At 48.0% G+C, this 15462-nt stretch carries 21 protein-coding genes; all 21 read right to left on the reverse strand.

The window, feature by feature from the left end; genetic code table 11:
* Nucleotides 1-10: 10 nt before the first annotated feature.
* The 21 genes from DESLBE_RS14290 to rplF all read right to left on the reverse strand — a co-directional run bounded on the left by DESLBE_RS14290 (nt 11) and on the right by rplF (nt 15443).
* Entirely contained in the window at nt 11-976 is a 966-nt protein-coding gene (locus DESLBE_RS14290; RefSeq protein WP_144677411.1) for a dipeptide ABC transporter ATP-binding protein, read from the reverse strand.
* Nucleotides 973-1971 carry an ABC transporter ATP-binding protein gene (locus DESLBE_RS14295; protein WP_144677412.1) on the reverse strand — a complete coding sequence of 333 codons (999 nt, stop codon included), beginning with the start codon at nt 1969-1971 and terminating at the stop codon, nt 973-975. The genes DESLBE_RS14290 and DESLBE_RS14295 overlap by 4 nt, the downstream gene beginning before the upstream one ends.
* A 13-nt stretch (nt 1972-1984) precedes the next feature.
* Nucleotides 1985-2914: an ABC transporter permease gene (locus tag DESLBE_RS14300; protein ID WP_005810093.1), complete on the reverse strand. Its 930-nt coding sequence runs from the start codon at nt 2912-2914 to the stop codon at nt 1985-1987.
* A 12-nt stretch (nt 2915-2926) separates the two neighbouring features.
* A complete protein-coding gene (locus DESLBE_RS14305) occupies nt 2927-3934 on the reverse strand; it encodes an ABC transporter permease (protein WP_018214391.1) in 1008 nt (335 codons plus the stop codon).
* Nucleotides 3935-4095: 161 nt separating this feature from the next.
* Nucleotides 4096-5676 carry an ABC transporter substrate-binding protein gene (locus DESLBE_RS14310; protein ID WP_144677413.1) on the reverse strand — a complete coding sequence of 527 codons (1581 nt, stop codon included), beginning with the start codon at nt 5674-5676 and terminating at the stop codon, nt 4096-4098.
* Between the two features lie 323 nt (nt 5677-5999).
* Complete coding sequence (locus tag DESLBE_RS14315) at nt 6000-7043, reverse strand: 4Fe-4S binding protein (protein ID WP_243131322.1); 1044 nt, start codon at nt 7041-7043, stop codon at nt 6000-6002.
* Between the two features lie 187 nt (nt 7044-7230).
* The gene (gene rplQ, locus DESLBE_RS14320; RefSeq protein WP_011459109.1) at nt 7231-7569 is read right to left on the reverse strand and encodes a 50S ribosomal protein L17; all 339 of its coding nucleotides are present in this window, start codon (nt 7567-7569) and stop codon (nt 7231-7233) included.
* Nucleotides 7570-7595: 26 nt separating this feature from the next.
* Nucleotides 7596-8543 (reverse strand): DNA-directed RNA polymerase subunit alpha, encoded by a 948-nt coding sequence (locus tag DESLBE_RS14325; protein ID WP_005810110.1) that lies wholly within the window; start codon nt 8541-8543, stop codon nt 7596-7598.
* A 62-nt stretch (nt 8544-8605) separates the two neighbouring features.
* The gene (rpsD, locus tag DESLBE_RS14330; RefSeq protein WP_015942768.1) at nt 8606-9232 is read right to left on the reverse strand and encodes a 30S ribosomal protein S4; all 627 of its coding nucleotides are present in this window, start codon (nt 9230-9232) and stop codon (nt 8606-8608) included.
* Between the two features lie 12 nt (nt 9233-9244).
* The gene (gene rpsK / locus DESLBE_RS14335; RefSeq protein WP_005810114.1) at nt 9245-9634 is read right to left on the reverse strand and encodes a 30S ribosomal protein S11; all 390 of its coding nucleotides are present in this window, start codon (nt 9632-9634) and stop codon (nt 9245-9247) included.
* A 19-nt stretch (nt 9635-9653) separates the two neighbouring features.
* Entirely contained in the window at nt 9654-10025 is a 372-nt protein-coding gene (gene rpsM / locus DESLBE_RS14340) for a 30S ribosomal protein S13 (protein ID WP_005810116.1), read from the reverse strand.
* 176 nt (nt 10026-10201) lie between these two features.
* Entirely contained in the window at nt 10202-10315 is a 114-nt protein-coding gene (gene rpmJ, locus DESLBE_RS14345; RefSeq protein ID WP_005810119.1) for a 50S ribosomal protein L36, read from the reverse strand.
* 23 nt (nt 10316-10338) lie between these two features.
* Nucleotides 10339-10557: a translation initiation factor IF-1 gene (infA, locus tag DESLBE_RS14350; RefSeq protein ID WP_005810121.1), complete on the reverse strand. Its 219-nt coding sequence runs from the start codon at nt 10555-10557 to the stop codon at nt 10339-10341.
* 34 nt (nt 10558-10591) lie between these two features.
* Nucleotides 10592-11338, reverse strand: a complete 747-nt coding sequence (map, locus tag DESLBE_RS14355) for a type I methionyl aminopeptidase (RefSeq protein ID WP_144677415.1) — start codon at nt 11336-11338, stop codon at nt 10592-10594.
* Nucleotides 11331-11984, reverse strand: a complete 654-nt coding sequence (locus tag DESLBE_RS14360; RefSeq protein WP_018307160.1) for an adenylate kinase — start codon at nt 11982-11984, stop codon at nt 11331-11333. The genes map and DESLBE_RS14360 overlap by 8 nt, the downstream gene beginning before the upstream one ends.
* An 11-nt stretch (nt 11985-11995) precedes the next feature.
* A complete protein-coding gene (secY, locus tag DESLBE_RS14365) occupies nt 11996-13285 on the reverse strand; it encodes a preprotein translocase subunit SecY (RefSeq protein WP_015942766.1) in 1290 nt (429 codons plus the stop codon).
* Nucleotide 13286: 1 nt separating this feature from the next.
* Nucleotides 13287-13730 carry a 50S ribosomal protein L15 gene (rplO, locus tag DESLBE_RS14370; protein WP_015942765.1) on the reverse strand — a complete coding sequence of 148 codons (444 nt, stop codon included), beginning with the start codon at nt 13728-13730 and terminating at the stop codon, nt 13287-13289.
* An 18-nt stretch (nt 13731-13748) separates the two neighbouring features.
* On the reverse strand, nt 13749-13931 hold the full coding sequence (gene rpmD / locus DESLBE_RS14375) for a 50S ribosomal protein L30 (RefSeq protein ID WP_005810130.1): 183 nt from the start codon (nt 13929-13931) through the stop codon (nt 13749-13751).
* A gap of 11 nt (nt 13932-13942) precedes the next feature.
* A complete protein-coding gene (gene rpsE, locus DESLBE_RS14380) occupies nt 13943-14443 on the reverse strand; it encodes a 30S ribosomal protein S5 (RefSeq protein WP_005810132.1) in 501 nt (166 codons plus the stop codon).
* Between the two features lie 24 nt (nt 14444-14467).
* Nucleotides 14468-14836: a 50S ribosomal protein L18 gene (gene rplR / locus DESLBE_RS14385; RefSeq protein WP_018307161.1), complete on the reverse strand. Its 369-nt coding sequence runs from the start codon at nt 14834-14836 to the stop codon at nt 14468-14470.
* A 52-nt stretch (nt 14837-14888) separates the two neighbouring features.
* Nucleotides 14889-15443 (reverse strand): 50S ribosomal protein L6, encoded by a 555-nt coding sequence (rplF, locus tag DESLBE_RS14390; RefSeq protein ID WP_005810135.1) that lies wholly within the window; start codon nt 15441-15443, stop codon nt 14889-14891.
* Between the last annotated feature and the right edge of the window lie 19 nt (nt 15444-15462).

The raw sequence follows: 15462 nt of genomic DNA on the forward strand, positions 1-15462 counted from the left end.
ATAAGCCTTCCTAATCAAAAAGATGGCAGGCCACCCAATGCCCCGGAGAAATCTCTTTCAGCTCCGGTGCTGTTTCTTTACAGACAGGCATTTCTTTAAAACAGCGGGAACAGAAGCGGCAACCGGCAGGGGGGTTAATGGGGCTGGGCACATCCCCCTCCAAAATAATCCGCTGCTTTTTCTTCTCCGGATCAATAATGGGTATAGCGGAAAGCAAAGCCTGGGTATAAGGATGCAAAGGATTAGCATACAGCTCCTTTTTGGGGGCTATTTCCACCAGCTTCCCCAGATACATGACACCTACCCGGTCGCTGATATGCTTCACTACATTCAAACCATGGGCAATGAAGAGATATGTCAGCCCGAATTCATCCTTCAGATCAGCCAAAAGATTGAGGACCTGGGCTTGAATGGACACATCCAAGGCCGAAACCGGCTCATCACAGACAATGAGCTTGGGTTCTACAGCCAAAGCCCGGGCAATCCCTACCCGCTGACGCTGGCCTCCGGAAAATTCGTGAGGGTAGCGGTTTCTTTGATGCTGGGCCAGACCGACACAGTTCAAAAGGTAAGTGACACGTTCCTCCACCTTGTTGGCCGGCAATAAATTATTGATCACAATCGGCTCAGCAATGATATCCCCTACGGTCATCCGGGGATTTAAGGAAGCGTAAGGATCCTGGAAAATCATCTGCATATCCTTGCAATAGGCCCGGCGCTGATTTTCCTTAAGCTTGGTAAGATCCTTGCCCTCAAAAATCATACTGCCCTTTGTGGGGCTGTAGAGATTAACAATAATTTTACCCAGAGTGGTTTTTCCGCAACCGGATTCTCCCACCAGACCAAAAGCCTCTCCTTTACGAATGGTAAACGAGACATCGTCCACTGCCTTCAGCAAACTGCTGGATTTGCCGAAAAAGTTGCTTTCTACAGAAAAGTGTTTGGAGAGATTTTGAATTTCCATTAAAACGCTCATTGGGCAGCCAATCCCCCTTCCTCAGCTTCTTCCTGAGCTTCTTCGTATAAAAAGCAGCGCACTTTGTGCCCGTCGATCTCCAGAAGTTCCGGGGTTTCCCTGGTGCAACGTTCCATGGAGCGGTCACAGCGATCAGAAAAAGAGCATCCGGGAGGCATATTTAAAGGATTAGGCACCATGCCCTTGATCATATACAAGCGTTCATCGCTGTCATCATCGATCTGGGGGATGGAGTTGAGCAGCCCCACCGTATAGGGATGTAGAGGGTTTTTAAATAAAGTCTTCACATCAGCCTCTTCCACGATTTTTCCGCAATACATGACGATGACCCGGTCTGCCGCTTCTGAAACAACACCCAGGTCATGGGTGATCAGCAAAACCGCCATATTAAATTTTTCCCGCATATGATAAAGCAGATCGAGAATCTGGGCCTGAATGGTCACATCAAGAGCCGTGGTCGGTTCGTCGGCGATCAACAGCTGGGGCTCACAGGACAAGGCCATGGCGATCATGACTCTCTGACGCATTCCCCCGCTCATTTGGTGGGGATAATCATCAGCCCGTTTAGCCGCCGAAGGTATACCTACCATGTCCAGCAACTCAATGGTTCTGGCCAAAGCCTCTTTTTTGCTGATCTTTTTATGGATGATCAGGCTTTCCATAATCTGATCCTTAATCCGTTGGACCGGATTCAAAGAGGTCATGGGTTCCTGAAAGATCATAGAGATTTTGTTGCCCCGAATATCCTGAAGCTCCTTTTTGTTCATCCGGGTCAGGTTTTGGGAGTCAAACAGAATATCGCCGCCGGCAATTTTGCCGGGGTTCTGTAAAAGCCCCATAATGGACAGGGAGGTCACGCTTTTACCGGAGCCCGATTCCCCCACAATAGCCAGAATTTCACCTTTATCTACTGAAAAACTGATGTCGTCAACGGCTCTCACCGTACCGCGCTTCAGTTTAAATTCTGTTTTTAAATTGTTTACTTCCAATAACATTGTACTCATACCCCTATTTTATTCTGGATTTTGGATCAAGAGCATCGCGAAGCCCGTCACCCAGTAGATTAAAGGCCAAAACGGTAATCGTGATGGCAATGCCCGGGAAAATCAAGGTATAGGGTGCGGTAAAAATGAAACCTCTGGCCCTTCCTAACATATCTCCCCATTCAGCAAAGGGCGGTTGGACACCCAGTCCTAAAAAGCCAAGTGCCGCGGTATCCAGCACAGCTGTGGAAATTCCCAAGGTGGCCCGCACAACGATCAGGGATACGATATTGGGCAGGATATGTTTAAAGATGATCCGGCTGTCCCTGTTGCCAATCACCTTGGCCGCCTGCACATAGTCACTTTCTTTGATCGAGAGAATACTGCCCCGGACGATGCGGGCATACTCCGGAATGGACACCAAGCCAATGGCTATGACCGCTTTATCCAGGCCCTTGCCCAGAGCAGCCATGAAAGCAATGGCCAACAAGATGGAGGGGATGGCCAGGATCATATCCATGAATCTCATGATGATCGTATCTGTTCGGCCGCCGCGATAGCCGGCGATGGCTCCCAGAACAACACCGACAGTAAGTGAGATGGAAACTGCCGCAATTCCGACAAAGAGAGAAATCTTCGTTCCATCCATGACTCTGCTGAACATGTCTCTGCCCAACTGGTCGGTGCCAAACCAATGCTCGGCATTAGGATGAGTAAAGCTTTTGGACATATCGGAATAGTTGGGGTCATAGGGCAAAACCTGGATGCCCAGGAGGTTGCTCACCCAGACCACGAGAGAAATAAGAACCAGCATGATGATGATACATAAGCCGACCACTGCGGCCTTATTCTGCTTGAGTGTATCCCACATTTCCTTCAGCTGCGACTCCGGTTTTTCCACGTATTCAGCAGCCTGCAGAGTGTTATCTGAGCTTGAAACATTCGTGTTCTTCATACAAGCTACCTCCTACTTGGAATATTTAATACGTGGATCTAAAAAGGCATAGATCACGTCGACCAGCAAATTCATCAGTACAAAAACCGTGGCAATCAGCAGTACAACTCCCTGCACCACCGGGAAATCAGACTTAAGGATACAGGCTACGGTATAGGAACCGATGCCCGGCCAGGAGAAGACGGTTTCTGTCAGCACTGCTCCGCCGAGCAGACTCCCCAATTGGAGACCAATAACCGTGACGATAGGTATCAGACCATTGCGGAAGGCATGCTTGCGTATGACCTTCCCCTCAGATACTCCCTTCGCTCTTGCGGTGCGGATATAATCCTGCTGCAGGGTCTCCAGCATGCTGGAGCGGGTCATACGGGTAATGATGGCCATGGAGTACATAGCAAGGGCCGTACCCGGCAAGATTAAATGCTGGAAAGCATCGGCAAAGGCCTCTATATCTCCGGCAATCAGGCTGTCGATAAGATAAAATCCTGTAACACTCATGGGCCTCAGCAGCGGATCGATCCTGCCGCTGGAGGGAAGCCAATGGAGAGTCCCGGAGAAAAGAATAATCAGCAGGATTCCCAGCCAAAAGATGGGCATGGATACTCCCACCAGGGCCAGGAACATGCCTGCATTATCGAACAAGGAGTTCTTTTTCACCGCGGAAATAATACCAATAATGATTCCGAATACAGAAGCAATAATAATAGCGAACAAGGCCAATTCAATAGTGGCCGGAAAACGGGACATAATTTCCTCAATGACCGGTGCCTTAGTATAATAGGATGTTCCTAAGTTGCCTTGCAGAGCACCTGTAATAAAATGAAGATATTGAAGGGGAATGGGGTCGTTTAAGCCGTTGGCCTGCCTCCAAACATCCACTGTCTCCTGAGTCGCATGCTGTCCGAGGACAATGGGCGCAGGATCGGGTGAAAAAACACGCATGATCAGGAACACAATAATGGATACACCTATCAATACTGGAATTAACATTAAGATTCGTTTAATGATATATTTTAGCATCTCCAACACCCTTCGGCTCTAAAGATAAAGAAAACTTGGCGGGCGGCAAGCCTCGTGAAAAAAATCCGGCTTTGCTTAAAAACACCAGAGGGATTAGTTCAGTGTGAAAAAGCAAAACCGGGAACCGGTAAAGATACCGGTTCTCGGCAGCCTACTTTTTTCTATTGTTTGGATACTCCGGCAAATGGAGTAACACCGGTTACATGGTATAAGAAGTTTTGAACATTCGGTCTGTACGCAGCGAGAGTCTGAGCATGGGAAATCGGGAGCCATGCTGCGTCTGCAGCTGCGATCTTTTCCAGTTCAGTATAGATCTTATTGCGCTCTGGGCCCGCAGGAGCTTTAATGCCTTCTTTAATCAGGTTGTTAAATTCAGGGTTAGCATAGCGGGCTACGTTCATGGTCGGGTCTTCATGAGCCAGCAGATACATAAAGTTGTCCGGATCTCCGTTATCTCCGATCCAACCATAGAAGCAGATATCATAATCTCCTGCCTTAACTTTCTCTTTATAGGTTGTCCAGTCAAAGGAGTCGATGGTGGCGGTTACACCAACTTTAGAAAGGTAACCTTGAATTGCTTCAGCCAAGGCCTGACCGGTAGCGGCATTATAAGGTCTGGGGTTGGTATAGGTGATGATATGAACATTTGTTATGCCGGCAGCCTTGAGGGCTTCCGCAGATGCCGCAGGGTCATAGGCAGCTTGAGCGATGCTCTTGTCATACCCTTCCATAAAGGTCGGCAGAATGGAGGTTGCCGTCTCGGAATAGCCTTGGTAGAGACTGTCAACTAATTCCGGAACATTAATAGCTTGAGAAACGGCTTTGCGGGCTTTAGCATCATTAAAAGGCGCTTTTGAAGTGTTATAAGCCATATAGTTGACATTCATGCCGGGAGCCTGGAAGACTTTATTCCCTGCACCGGTGATTTGATCAACCACTGTAGCATCGATGCCATCGATCATATCGGCTTCGCCATTATTTAAGGCAACCACACGGGCTGAGTTATCTTTGATGAATTTGAAAATGACATTCTTGGTCAATGCTTTTTCGCCCCAGTATTCATCATTGCGAACCAGAACGATGTTTTCATCCTTAGCCCAGCTTACAAATTTGTATGGACCGGTGCCTACAGGAGTTTGGTTCACGTTGTTATTGTTGTCCTGTAATGCCTTAGGACTGACCATAGGAGCACTCATAACCATAGCCAGGTTATTGAGGAAAGGAGTACTGGGATCTGTTAAATTAATTTTAACTGTGTAGTTATCCACAACTTCTACGCTTTTTACCGATCCATAAACAAAGGAACCATAGGCCATATCAGGAGTGGCCTGAGGCGGAATCTGACGGTCGATATTGAACTTCGCCGCTTCGGCATTGAAGTCTGTTCCGTCATGAAACTTGACGCCCTCTTGAAGGTAGAAAGTGTAAGTAAGGCCATCTTCACTTACATCCCACTTTTTAGCCAAAGAAGGTTCAACCTTTGTTGAATCCTTATTGTACTGCAGAAGGCCTTCATAAATATTGATCATGACCTTTGCCGATTCTCCATCATCGACAAGGGCTGGGTCCAGTCCTCTGGGCTCGGCACCCTGAGCATAGATTAATGTTTCTTTTGCTTTGTCCACTTTTTCTCCTGAGTCAGGACTCCCTGTGCTTGTGCTGCCTCCACCGCAACCGGTGATGGAAATGCCGACTAAAAGCACCATCAAGGCAAGGGCAATAAACCGTTTTCCTTTTTTCAACTTTCTTCTCCCCTTTGTTATATATTAGTTAACCTTATTTTATTCTATCACTCAATAGGATTCTGTCAATAATCTAAATCTTTTCTAGATTATAAAACTTTTAGGCAGATCTAAGGAATATTCAGTTAAGATATGGCATTTCTTAAATATTTGAAAAAATAGGTGCAGATCTCATGAGTTATCAGTGCTTCTTGATGGGATTTAAATTCTTCTAAGGGCAAAATCGGCTGACCGGGTTATGCCGGACATGAAAATCTCCCGCAAAGGTGAACTTTGCGGGAGATCGGCAAAATAACCTGAACAGAATGAGCAATTTGTTTCTCCTAATGGTTAAACTGCTCCGCTTGAGGAATAAGAACTCTATACATTTCCGGGGGAATACTGGTTTCCCAATGTCCCGTGAACTTTGCCAACCCAACCACCATAAACCAGACCAGGATAAGGACAATAGCCGTCCTTTTGGGGTCGAAGGCCAGCCCTTTCCCACCGGATGAAGGTAAACTGAATTCTAAGGTTCCTTTGACCGGACAACTTTTAATACAGTTCAGACACCCGGAGCACTCCGGCGACCAAATAGCTTTTGCTTCAGCTACTTTGAGCTGATTAGGGCAAACAGCCGTACATTTTTGGCAGGAGATGCATGTATCCCCATTTCTACGGATCTTCCAGGGGCTGAAGATACTGAGCAAGCTCATCAGCGCACCATAGGGACAAAGATATCTGCACCAGAAGTTCTGGATAACTACCGAAAGCAAAGCAAGCACGGCAATAACGGTCATGCCCGTCACGGTAAGGTTTTTAAAAAAATCCAACATTTTAACATCAGCGATCATATTATAAGGGGTCTGCAGAAAACCATAGGCACTGGGGCCATCCATGAGGATCAGGATAAAGACCAGGAAAAAGCTGAGAAGAATATATTTCAGAGAACGCAAAGGATAATCCAGCCAACGGGGCAGAACAAAATTCCTGCCCCAAAGCTTCCTGCCGAGGATAGCTAATCCCTCGGATAAGGTGCCAATGGGACAGATCCAAGAGCAGAAGCTCCGTTTGAATAGAAGAGAAAGAGCCATAGCCAAGAGGAGGATGACAAGTCCCGCTGGATGAATAATATCAAATATCCCTGTGTACAGCCAGGATTTCAGAGCAACCAAGGCACTGATGGGCAGGAAAGCTTCCACTCCGGCCGGACGGTGAACCAGCAAGGTGGCATTAGGATCGGCATAGGAATTAACAAAGCGAATGAATTGAATGCCGATCAACAAAGTAATCAACTCAAATAAAAGCTGCACCGCCCTCCGCTCCAGAGATGCCCGGTCTTGATTGAGCAGCTTCAACCTACTTTTTTTCTCTTTTTTAATATTCATTATTGTCCATCCTTCTTGCACATCTTTACTCATTATTTTGGCATACATCTCATTTTACTTAAAAATTTCCTACCAGAGTGTGATTACAATCACTTAATAGTGCTTCAGCAATCGAACGCAACTCAAAAAGCCAGGCTTAATAAAGCCTGGCTTTTCTCACAGAGACCAGAATCCCGCTAATGTTTCACTAGACGAGTTCAATAAGAACCATTTCTGCAGCGTCTCCGCGGCGAGGCCCGACCTTAATGACCCGGGTATATCCACCTTGGCGATCAGCATACTTTGGAGCAATTTCTGTAAACAGTTTGGTGACCACATCTTCTTCCAACAGATAAGTCAGTGCGTTTCTGCGTGCAGCGAGATCCCCTTGCTTGCCGAGAGTAATCATCTTCTCAGCAATCGCGTTAACCTCTTTGGCACGGGCTTCTGTGGTTTGGATGCGCTCGTGTTTTAAAAGGGAGGTAGCCAGGTTGCGAAGCATGGAGCCTCTGTGACCTGTGTTTCTTCCCAATTTACGGTAAGCCAATGTTGTTCCCCTCCTTTTGCACCGAATTAGTCATCGGCTTTGCGGAACCCCAAGCCGAGCTCTTTTAACTTAGACTCCACTTCTTCCAAGGATTTACGACCCAGGTTGCGCACCTTGATCATATCCTCTTCCGTCTTCTGGGTCAGTTCTTCTACTGAGTTAATGCCGGCCCGTTTCAGACAATTGTAAGAGCGGACTGAGAGGTCAAGATCTTCAATTGTCATCTCCAGGATTTTGTCTTTCGCTTCTTCTTCTTTCTCCACCATAATCTCAACATTGTTGAGCTTATCGGTGAGGCCGATAAAGAGACGCAAGTGCTCACTGAGAATTTTCGCAGCCAGGCTGGTCGCTTCTTCCGGTGTGATACTGCCGTTGGACCAGACTTCAAGGGTAAGCTTGTCATAGTCTGTGACCATTCCGACACGAGTATCTTCAACGGTATAATTGACCTTATAGATGGGCGCGAAGATGGAGTCGATGGGAATGATTCCGATGGCTTGGTCTGGCTTTTTGTTCTTATCAGCCGAAACATAGCCCCGTCCTCTTTCGGCAGTCATCTCCATGAAAAGACGACCATCCTTATCCAAAGTCGCGATCTTCAAGTCCGGATTGAGTATCTCAATATCGGCATCGGTGATGATGTCGCCGGCCTTGATGACTCCTTCTCCTTCGGCTTCCAGACGGAGAACTTTGGGTTCATCCGTATGTCCTTTTAATGCAAGGCTCTTCAGGTTGAGGATAATGTCTGTAACATCTTCCAAAACCCCTGGTACAGTAGAAAACTCGTGGAGTACCCCTTCGATCTTTACTGATGTGACTGCCGTCCCCGGAAGAGAGGAGAGAAGAATTCTTCTCAGGGAGTTACCCAAGGTAATCCCATATCCTCTTTCGAGAGGCTCAACGACAAATTTAGCGTAGGAATTATCGTCTGTACGTTCGACACATTCAATCTTGGGCTTCTCGATTTCTAACATCGGAATGCACCTTCTTTCTCGGGAACTTGATATCAACAAGCCATCCTAAGCTCATGATTAGATTAACGGGAGTATTTTTCAACGATGAGATGTTCTTGGATGGGCAATTGAATATCTTCTCGATCAGGTAGTGCGATGATTGTTCCGGTTGCAGCATTAGCATCCAAGCTCATCCATTTCGGTGGAGTCCGGTCCAAAGAGGACAGGATTTCCTTCAGGCGTGGTGAAGATTTGCTGGCTTCTTTGACACCAACGACATCCCCCACACGAACGAGGAAAGAAGGAATATCAACACGGCGGCCATTGATGGTAAAGTGACCATGGCGCACCAGTTGACGAGCTTCCGGACGGGATGTAGCAAATCCCAGTTGGAATACTACATTGTCAAGGCGACGCTCCAAGAGACGAAGCAGGTTTTCACCCACGATCCCTTTTTGGCGGTTGGCCTTATCATAGTAGCTGCGGAATTGTTTTTCCTGAACGCCATAGATCCGGCGGACTTTTTGTTTTTCACGCAACTGAATACCATATTCAGTTGGCTTCTTGCCACGGCTTTGGCCGTGCTGACCAGGGGCATAGGCACGACGATCGATCGCGCATTTGCCTGTATAACAACGATCTCCCTTAAGGAAGAGCTTCATACCTTCCCGGCGGCATAAACGACAAACAGGGCCTGTATATCTTGCCATGATGACACCTCCTTATACCCTTCTACGTTTCGGAGGCCGACAACCATTATGGGGAATCGGCGTCACGTCTTTAATCATATTGACCTCCAAGCCGGCAGCTTGCAGAGCACGGATCGCAGCCTCACGGCCGGCACCCGGTCCTTTGACAAAGCATTCAACTTCTTTCAGGCCATGTTCCATGGCAGCTTTGGCAGCAGTTTCGGCAGCCATTTGGGCAGCATAAGGAGTGCTCTTACGAGATCCTTTGAAGCCGAGGGCTCCCGCACTGGACCAAGAGATCACATTGCCTTTTGGATCGGTAATGGTGACCATACTATTGTTAAATGTGGACTTAATATGGGCAACGCCAGTAGCGATGTTTTTACGCTCACGGCGTTTTGTGCGTACAACTTTACGCGCCATCTCGGTAATCCCCCCTTAATTACTTTTTACGTTTTGCGCCAACAGTCTTGATCGGACCTTTACGGGTACGAGCATTCGTCTTAGTGCGTTGACCCCGTACAGGAAGCCCGCGACGATGACGTAATCCACGGTAGCAGCCGATTTCCATCAAGCGCTTAATATTAAGGGATACTTCCCGACGCAAGTCACCTTCAACTTTAATTTCTTTATCAATAACTTCCCGAAGGCGGTTTACTTCCTCTTCGGATAAGTCACGAATACGGGTCTCCGGGTTGACGCCGGTTCTGGCGAGGATCTTTTGTGCGGTGGGAAGTCCGATACCATAGATATAGGTCAGACCCACTTCAACACGTTTTTCCCGCGGTAAATCTACTCCAGCGATACGTGCCATCTAAACTTTACACCCCCATAAGCTGTTACACCATTGGGACAGACATCCCATGGCTGTTACATTCATTCCAATAAACAAACCATCCGCAACAAACTCTAGTTATGCAAGGTGACAGCTCCCGCTACATTGGATCTAGCTCTAGAACCAATCAGCCGCGCAACGGTGGGCTTAATGTCTTACCCTTGCCTTTGTTTGTGTTTCGGGTTTTCACATATCACCATGACTTTGCCATGGCGCTTAATGACCTTGCATTTTTCACAGATTTTTTTTACAGAAGGCCTTACTTTCACCGTAATCCCCTCCCTTTGGTCCTTTACTTAAACCGATACACGATCCGTCCGCGAGATAAGTCATAGGGAGAAAGCTCCACAGTGACCCGGTCTCCCGGCAGAATGCGTATAAAATTCATGCGGATCTTCCCGGATACATGAGCCAATACCTTGTGTCCATTGGATAATTCCACTAAAAACATGGCATTGGGCAGTGGTTCCAGGACTTTTCCTTCAACTTCAATAACGTCTTCTTTTGACATGTTCAGCCCTCCTCCGGCACTCTATCGGGTGTACTTAACTCCGAGTTAATATCTCAGGGCCATTTTCTGTAATGGCTACTGTGTGTTCGAAATGGGCAGATGCTTTACCATCCTTCGTCACGACAGTCCAATGGTCACTTAAGACTTTTACTTCATAAGTTCCTAAGTTAACCATGGGTTCGATAGCCAAAACCATCCCGATTTCGAGTCGTGGCCCTCGGCCTGGCTTACCGTAGTTAGGAATCTGCGGATCCTCATGCATCGCCCGACCAATTCCATGGCCGACATAGTCTCGTACAACAGATAGGCCATGGGCCTCTACATGGGTTTGTACGGCGTGGGATATATCCTGAAGGCGGTTGCCTTTAATAGCTTGGGGTATGCCCATCATTAAAGATTCTTCCGTAACCCGCAGCAGCAGCTGCAATTCTTCGGAAATTTCGCCTACAGGTAAGGTAATTGCTGCATCTCCCACATATCCATCAAAAACCGCACCACAGTCAATACTGATAATATCTCCAGATTTCAGAGTCCTTAAACCGGGGAAGCCATGAACCACTTGTTCATTGACGGAAGTGCAGAGAGAGGAGGGAAATCCGTTGTACCCTTTGAAGGCAGGAACGGCACCGCATTTGCGGATATACTCCTCAGCGATTCGATCCAACTCCCCCGTGGTGATTCCCGGCCTAACGTTTTCACGCATCAGCTGGAGAGTGTCAGCCACAATCTTCCCTGCTTTTCGCATCACGGCAATCTGAGAAGGATTTTTTAACTCAATCATGCCCATGCTCCATAGCGTCCACAATATCCTGCAGCACTTGGGCAATATCCTGGTCCCCGTTGATCTCCTTCAGCAGGCCCTTTTCCCGATAGTAATCGATGAGGGGCTGAGTTTGATCATTATAGACCTGCAACCGGTTCTTGGCGGTTTCCAAAGTGTCATCACTGCGTTGATAAAGCTCTCCACCGCATTTATCGCAAACCGCTTCTGATGCGGGTGGATTGAAAACCATATGGTAGGTCCCTCCACACTGCCGGCAAATCCGGCGGCCTGTCAGGCGCTCAAGGAGTTTTGCTTCAGGAACTTCGATATTGATCACGCCGTCAAGATTCATCTTGAGCTGGGTGAGAATCTTGTCTAAAGCGTCCGCTTGAGCAACTGTCCGTGGAAAACCATCCAACAAGAATCCTTTGCTGCAATCGGGTTCTGCCAATCGCTCAGCAACGATCCCGATGGTTACCTCGTCAGGGACGAGAGAACCGGCATCCATATATTCCTTAGCTTTCATTCCCAGGGCAGTTCCTGCTTTAATCGCAGCCCGGAACATATCCCCGGTAGAAATATGAGGGATTTGATACCGTGTAATTAAATCGGCAGCTTGTGTTCCTTTACCTGCCCCAGGGGGCCCCATGAGGATTGCTCTCATAGTTTACCTCCTTACTTCATGAACCCTTGGTAGTGCCGCTGCATCAGCATGGACTCCAACTGTTTCATGGTTTCCAGCGCAACGCTCACTACGATCAAGAGTGAGGTTCCGCCCAGAGTGATGTTGGGAATTCCAGTCAGCCCGATGACTAAACTCGGAAGAACCGCAATCATGGCGAGGAAGGTTCCCCCGGCTAAAGTAAGCCGGCTTAAAATTTTGGAAAGATAGTCAGAGGTAGCACGGCCCGGGCGAAGTCCAGGAATGAACCCGCCGTACTTCTTCAGGTTATCTGCCACATCCACCGGATTAAAACTGACGGCTGTGTAGAAGTAAGTGAAGAAGATGATCAGCACCGCATAAACGATCAGGTAAGGGATCGAAGTCAGCGAGCCGTTCATGACAAACCACGTGTTAACAAATCGTACATAGGCGGAGGTTGGGTCCATCCAGGTGGCGATAGTGCTCGGGAAAGCGAGCAAGCTAATCGCAAAGATGATGGGAATAACCCCGGCTTGGTTGACTTTCATAGGAATATGGGAGGATTGACCTCCATAAACGCGGCGTCCAACCACACGCTTAGCATACTGAACCTGGATTCTGCGTTGACCTTCCTGAATAAAGACAACTCCGGCAATGATCCCCAGACCAATCACGATAAGTCCAAATACGGAGAAAACATTGATCTCTCCAACGCTGAGGAGTCCGGCGATGCGTTTAATCGCATCCGGTACTCCGGCCACGATCCCGGCGAAGATGATCAGCGAGATCCCGTTACCGATCCCATTCTCAGTGATTCGTTCTCCCAGCCACATCAGGAATGCTGTTCCGGCGGTTAGGATCAAAGCCACTAAGAGATAGATAGCCCATTCCATTCCCGGCTTGGGAATGATGAGGGCACCGCGCAATCCAAAGGTCATACCAAAACCTTGGATGAAACCAAGGATGACGGTTCCATAACGGGTATACTGGGTGATTTTCTTCCGTCCGAATTCCCCTTCTTTAGCAAGACGCTCCAGGGAGGGGATGACAATGGTCAAAAGCTGAAGAATAATCGATGCCGTAATATAAGGAGTGATACTCAGCGCAAAGACTGAGAACCTCCTAAAGGATCCACCGGAGAAGGTATCTAAGAAATCATACAAAGTTCCCGATCCCAGGATATTCGACAAAATGTCATGGTTGATGAAGGGAATCGGGATATGAGCACCAATACGGAAAATAAGGAACATGAGTAAGGTGAATCCGATTTTTGTCCTGATCTCTGGCAATTTCCAGGCATTTTTCAGGGAATCGACAATCATCTTATTCCACCTCGACTTTTCCACCGGCAGCTACAATCTTCTCTGCCGCGGTTTGGCTGACTTTGTCCACCTGGACTGTCAAAGCTTTGGTCAGTTCTCCTGTTCCCAGTATCTTTACGCCATCTTTAATCGTTTTGATGAGTCCTACTTCAAAGAGGCTCTCATAACCGACTACCGCGCCATTTTCAAAGCGTTCTTCCAAATCACGGACATTCAAGACAACATATTCTTTCTTGAAGATGTTCGTAAAACCGCGTTTGGGCATCCGGCGGGAAAGAGGCTGCTGGCCGCCTTCGAAGCCGGGACGTACGCCGCCGCCGGCACGGGCTTTTTGGCCCTTATGACCTTTACCGGAAGTTTTTCCGGTTCCGGAGCCAATACCACGGCCTAAACGCTTAGGAGCTTTCGTTGAACCTTGTGCAGGCTTAAGTTCATGCAATTTCATGCTCGTCAACACCTCCTTTTATTCTGCGACGTTTTCCACCGCAACCAAGTGTGCGCATTTGCGAATCATCCCTTGGATACTGGAGGTATCGTCATGAACTACACTGGAGCCCATTTTTCCTAAGCCAAGAGACTTGAGGACTTTGCGTTGGTTTTCTGAATACCCGATGGGGCTTTTTACGAGTGTTACTTTAATCTTCACTGCCAACCCTCCTAACCCAGAATTTCTTCTACGGTTTTACCGCGGAGTTTAGCAACGTCTTCCGCCCGTTTCAGAGATTTTAAGGCAGCCATTGTAGCATTCACCATGTTGTGAGGATTTGCCGATCCCAAGGATTTGGTGAGAATATCGGATACACCGGCAGCTTCCAGAACGGCACGGACTGCTCCGCCGGCAATAACTCCGGTACCTTTTGTTGCCGGTTTAAGCAGAACAGATCCTGCTCCGTAGTTACCTAAGATAGCATGGGGAATGGTAGTGCCGATCAAGGGTACTGATACCATATTCTTTTTGGCATCTTCCATGCCTTTGCGAATTGCTTCAGGTACCTCTCCGGCTTTACCGAGTCCAGCTCCCACATTGCCTTGGCCGTCTCCGACGACGACCAGGGCGCTGAAGCTGAAGCGGCGTCCCCCCTTGACAACTTTTGCCACGCGGGCAATATGAACGACTTTTTCAGTCAACTCTAACTTACTCGCATCGATTTTCGCCAATGATTTTCCCTCCTTTACCGTGTCTTAGAACTCCAGACCGGCTTCACGAGCTGCTTCTGCAACAGCCGCGATCCGTCCGTGGTAAATGTTTCCGCCACGATCGAAAACCACTTTGGAAACACCCTTTTCCAGTGCTCGTTTGGCAACCAGTTCGCCGACTTTTTTGGCCCCTTCAACATTGCCCCCAGCCAGCTCGGCAGCTTTAAACTCGGAGTCCAAGGATGAAGCGGTTGCTAAAGTCACGCCAAGCTCATCGTTAATCACTTGGGCGTAAATATGATTGAGACTCCGGAATACAGCTAAACGGGGACGTTCTGCTGTGCCGAAAACGCTCTTCCGGACTCGCTTATGCTTCTTCATGCGAATTGCTTTGCGGTCAATTTGCGTGATCAAAGGAAACTCACTCCTTTCATTTATGCAAGAGTTTTTGCCCTTGCCTTACGTCTTACTTCTTACCGCCTTTTTTAGCACCGGTCTTACCGGCTTTACGACGGACGACTTCGTTTTCATACTTGATTCCTTTGCCTTTGTAAGGCTCAGGCGGACGTTCCTTGCGGATCTCGGCGGCAAAATCACCGACCAGTTCTTTGTCCATGCCTTTGACAATGATCTTGTTCTGAGCAGGGACTTCAACTTCGATACCCTCGAAAGGAATCAATTCCACGGGATGGGATTTACCGACTGAGAGAACCAGCTTGTTGCCTTGCTTCGCAGCACGGTATCCTACCCCTACCATATCCAGGCTCTTGCTGAAACCTTTCGTAACACCTTCAACCATATTGGCAACCAGTGTACGGGTTAAGCCATGCAAGGAGCGGCTGAGAGGTTGATCGTCAGGACGAGTCACGACGATTTGTTGTTCTTCCACGGCAATGTTGATCAGTGAATGCATTTCTTTCGTTAAAGTTCCCTTAGGTCCTTTAACGGTCACAACATTGCCCTCTATGTTGACGTCGACGCCACCAGGGATACTAATGGGCCGCTTGCCAATTCTGGACATTCTCTGCACCTCCGTAGTG

Origin of the sequence: Desulfitobacterium sp. LBE (assembly GCF_007830365.1) — a bacterium.
Taxonomy (GTDB): domain Bacteria; phylum Bacillota; class Desulfitobacteriia; order Desulfitobacteriales; family Desulfitobacteriaceae; genus Desulfitobacterium; species Desulfitobacterium hafniense.

What these genes read in the sequence shown, in the direction of transcription:
- rplO (WP_015942765.1), bottom strand. Translation starts at nt 13,730, where the DNA reads ATGAAATTGCATGAACTTAAGCCTGCACAAGGTTCAACGAAAGCTCCT.
- DESLBE_RS14300 (WP_005810093.1), bottom strand. Translation starts at nt 2,914, where the DNA reads ATGAAGAACACGAATGTTTCAAGCTCAGATAACACTCTGCAGGCTGCT.
- rpsD (WP_015942768.1), bottom strand. Translation starts at nt 9,232, where the DNA reads ATGGCAAGATATACAGGCCCTGTTTGTCGTTTATGCCGCCGGGAAGGT.
- DESLBE_RS14325 (WP_005810110.1), bottom strand. Translation starts at nt 8,543, where the DNA reads ATGTTAGAAATCGAGAAGCCCAAGATTGAATGTGTCGAACGTACAGAC.
- infA (WP_005810121.1), bottom strand. Translation starts at nt 10,557, where the DNA reads ATGTCAAAAGAAGACGTTATTGAAGTTGAAGGAAAAGTCCTGGAACCA.
- map (WP_144677415.1), bottom strand. Translation starts at nt 11,338, where the DNA reads ATGATTGAGTTAAAAAATCCTTCTCAGATTGCCGTGATGCGAAAAGCA.
- DESLBE_RS14315 (WP_243131322.1), bottom strand. Translation starts at nt 7,043, where the DNA reads ATGAATATTAAAAAAGAGAAAAAAAGTAGGTTGAAGCTGCTCAATCAA.
- DESLBE_RS14305 (WP_018214391.1), bottom strand. Translation starts at nt 3,934, where the DNA reads ATGCTAAAATATATCATTAAACGAATCTTAATGTTAATTCCAGTATTG.
- secY (WP_015942766.1), bottom strand. Translation starts at nt 13,285, where the DNA reads ATGATTGTCGATTCCCTGAAAAATGCCTGGAAATTGCCAGAGATCAGG.
- rpsK (WP_005810114.1), bottom strand. Translation starts at nt 9,634, where the DNA reads ATGGCGCGTAAAGTTGTACGCACAAAACGCCGTGAGCGTAAAAACATC.
- DESLBE_RS14360 (WP_018307160.1), bottom strand. Translation starts at nt 11,984, where the DNA reads ATGAGAGCAATCCTCATGGGGCCCCCTGGGGCAGGTAAAGGAACACAA.
- DESLBE_RS14290 (WP_144677411.1), bottom strand. Translation starts at nt 976, where the DNA reads ATGAGCGTTTTAATGGAAATTCAAAATCTCTCCAAACACTTTTCTGTA.
- DESLBE_RS14295 (WP_144677412.1), bottom strand. Translation starts at nt 1,971, where the DNA reads ATGTTATTGGAAGTAAACAATTTAAAAACAGAATTTAAACTGAAGCGC.
- rpsM (WP_005810116.1), bottom strand. Translation starts at nt 10,025, where the DNA reads ATGGCACGTATCGCTGGAGTAGATTTACCGCGGGAAAAACGTGTTGAA.
- rplF (WP_005810135.1), bottom strand. Translation starts at nt 15,443, where the DNA reads ATGTCCAGAATTGGCAAGCGGCCCATTAGTATCCCTGGTGGCGTCGAC.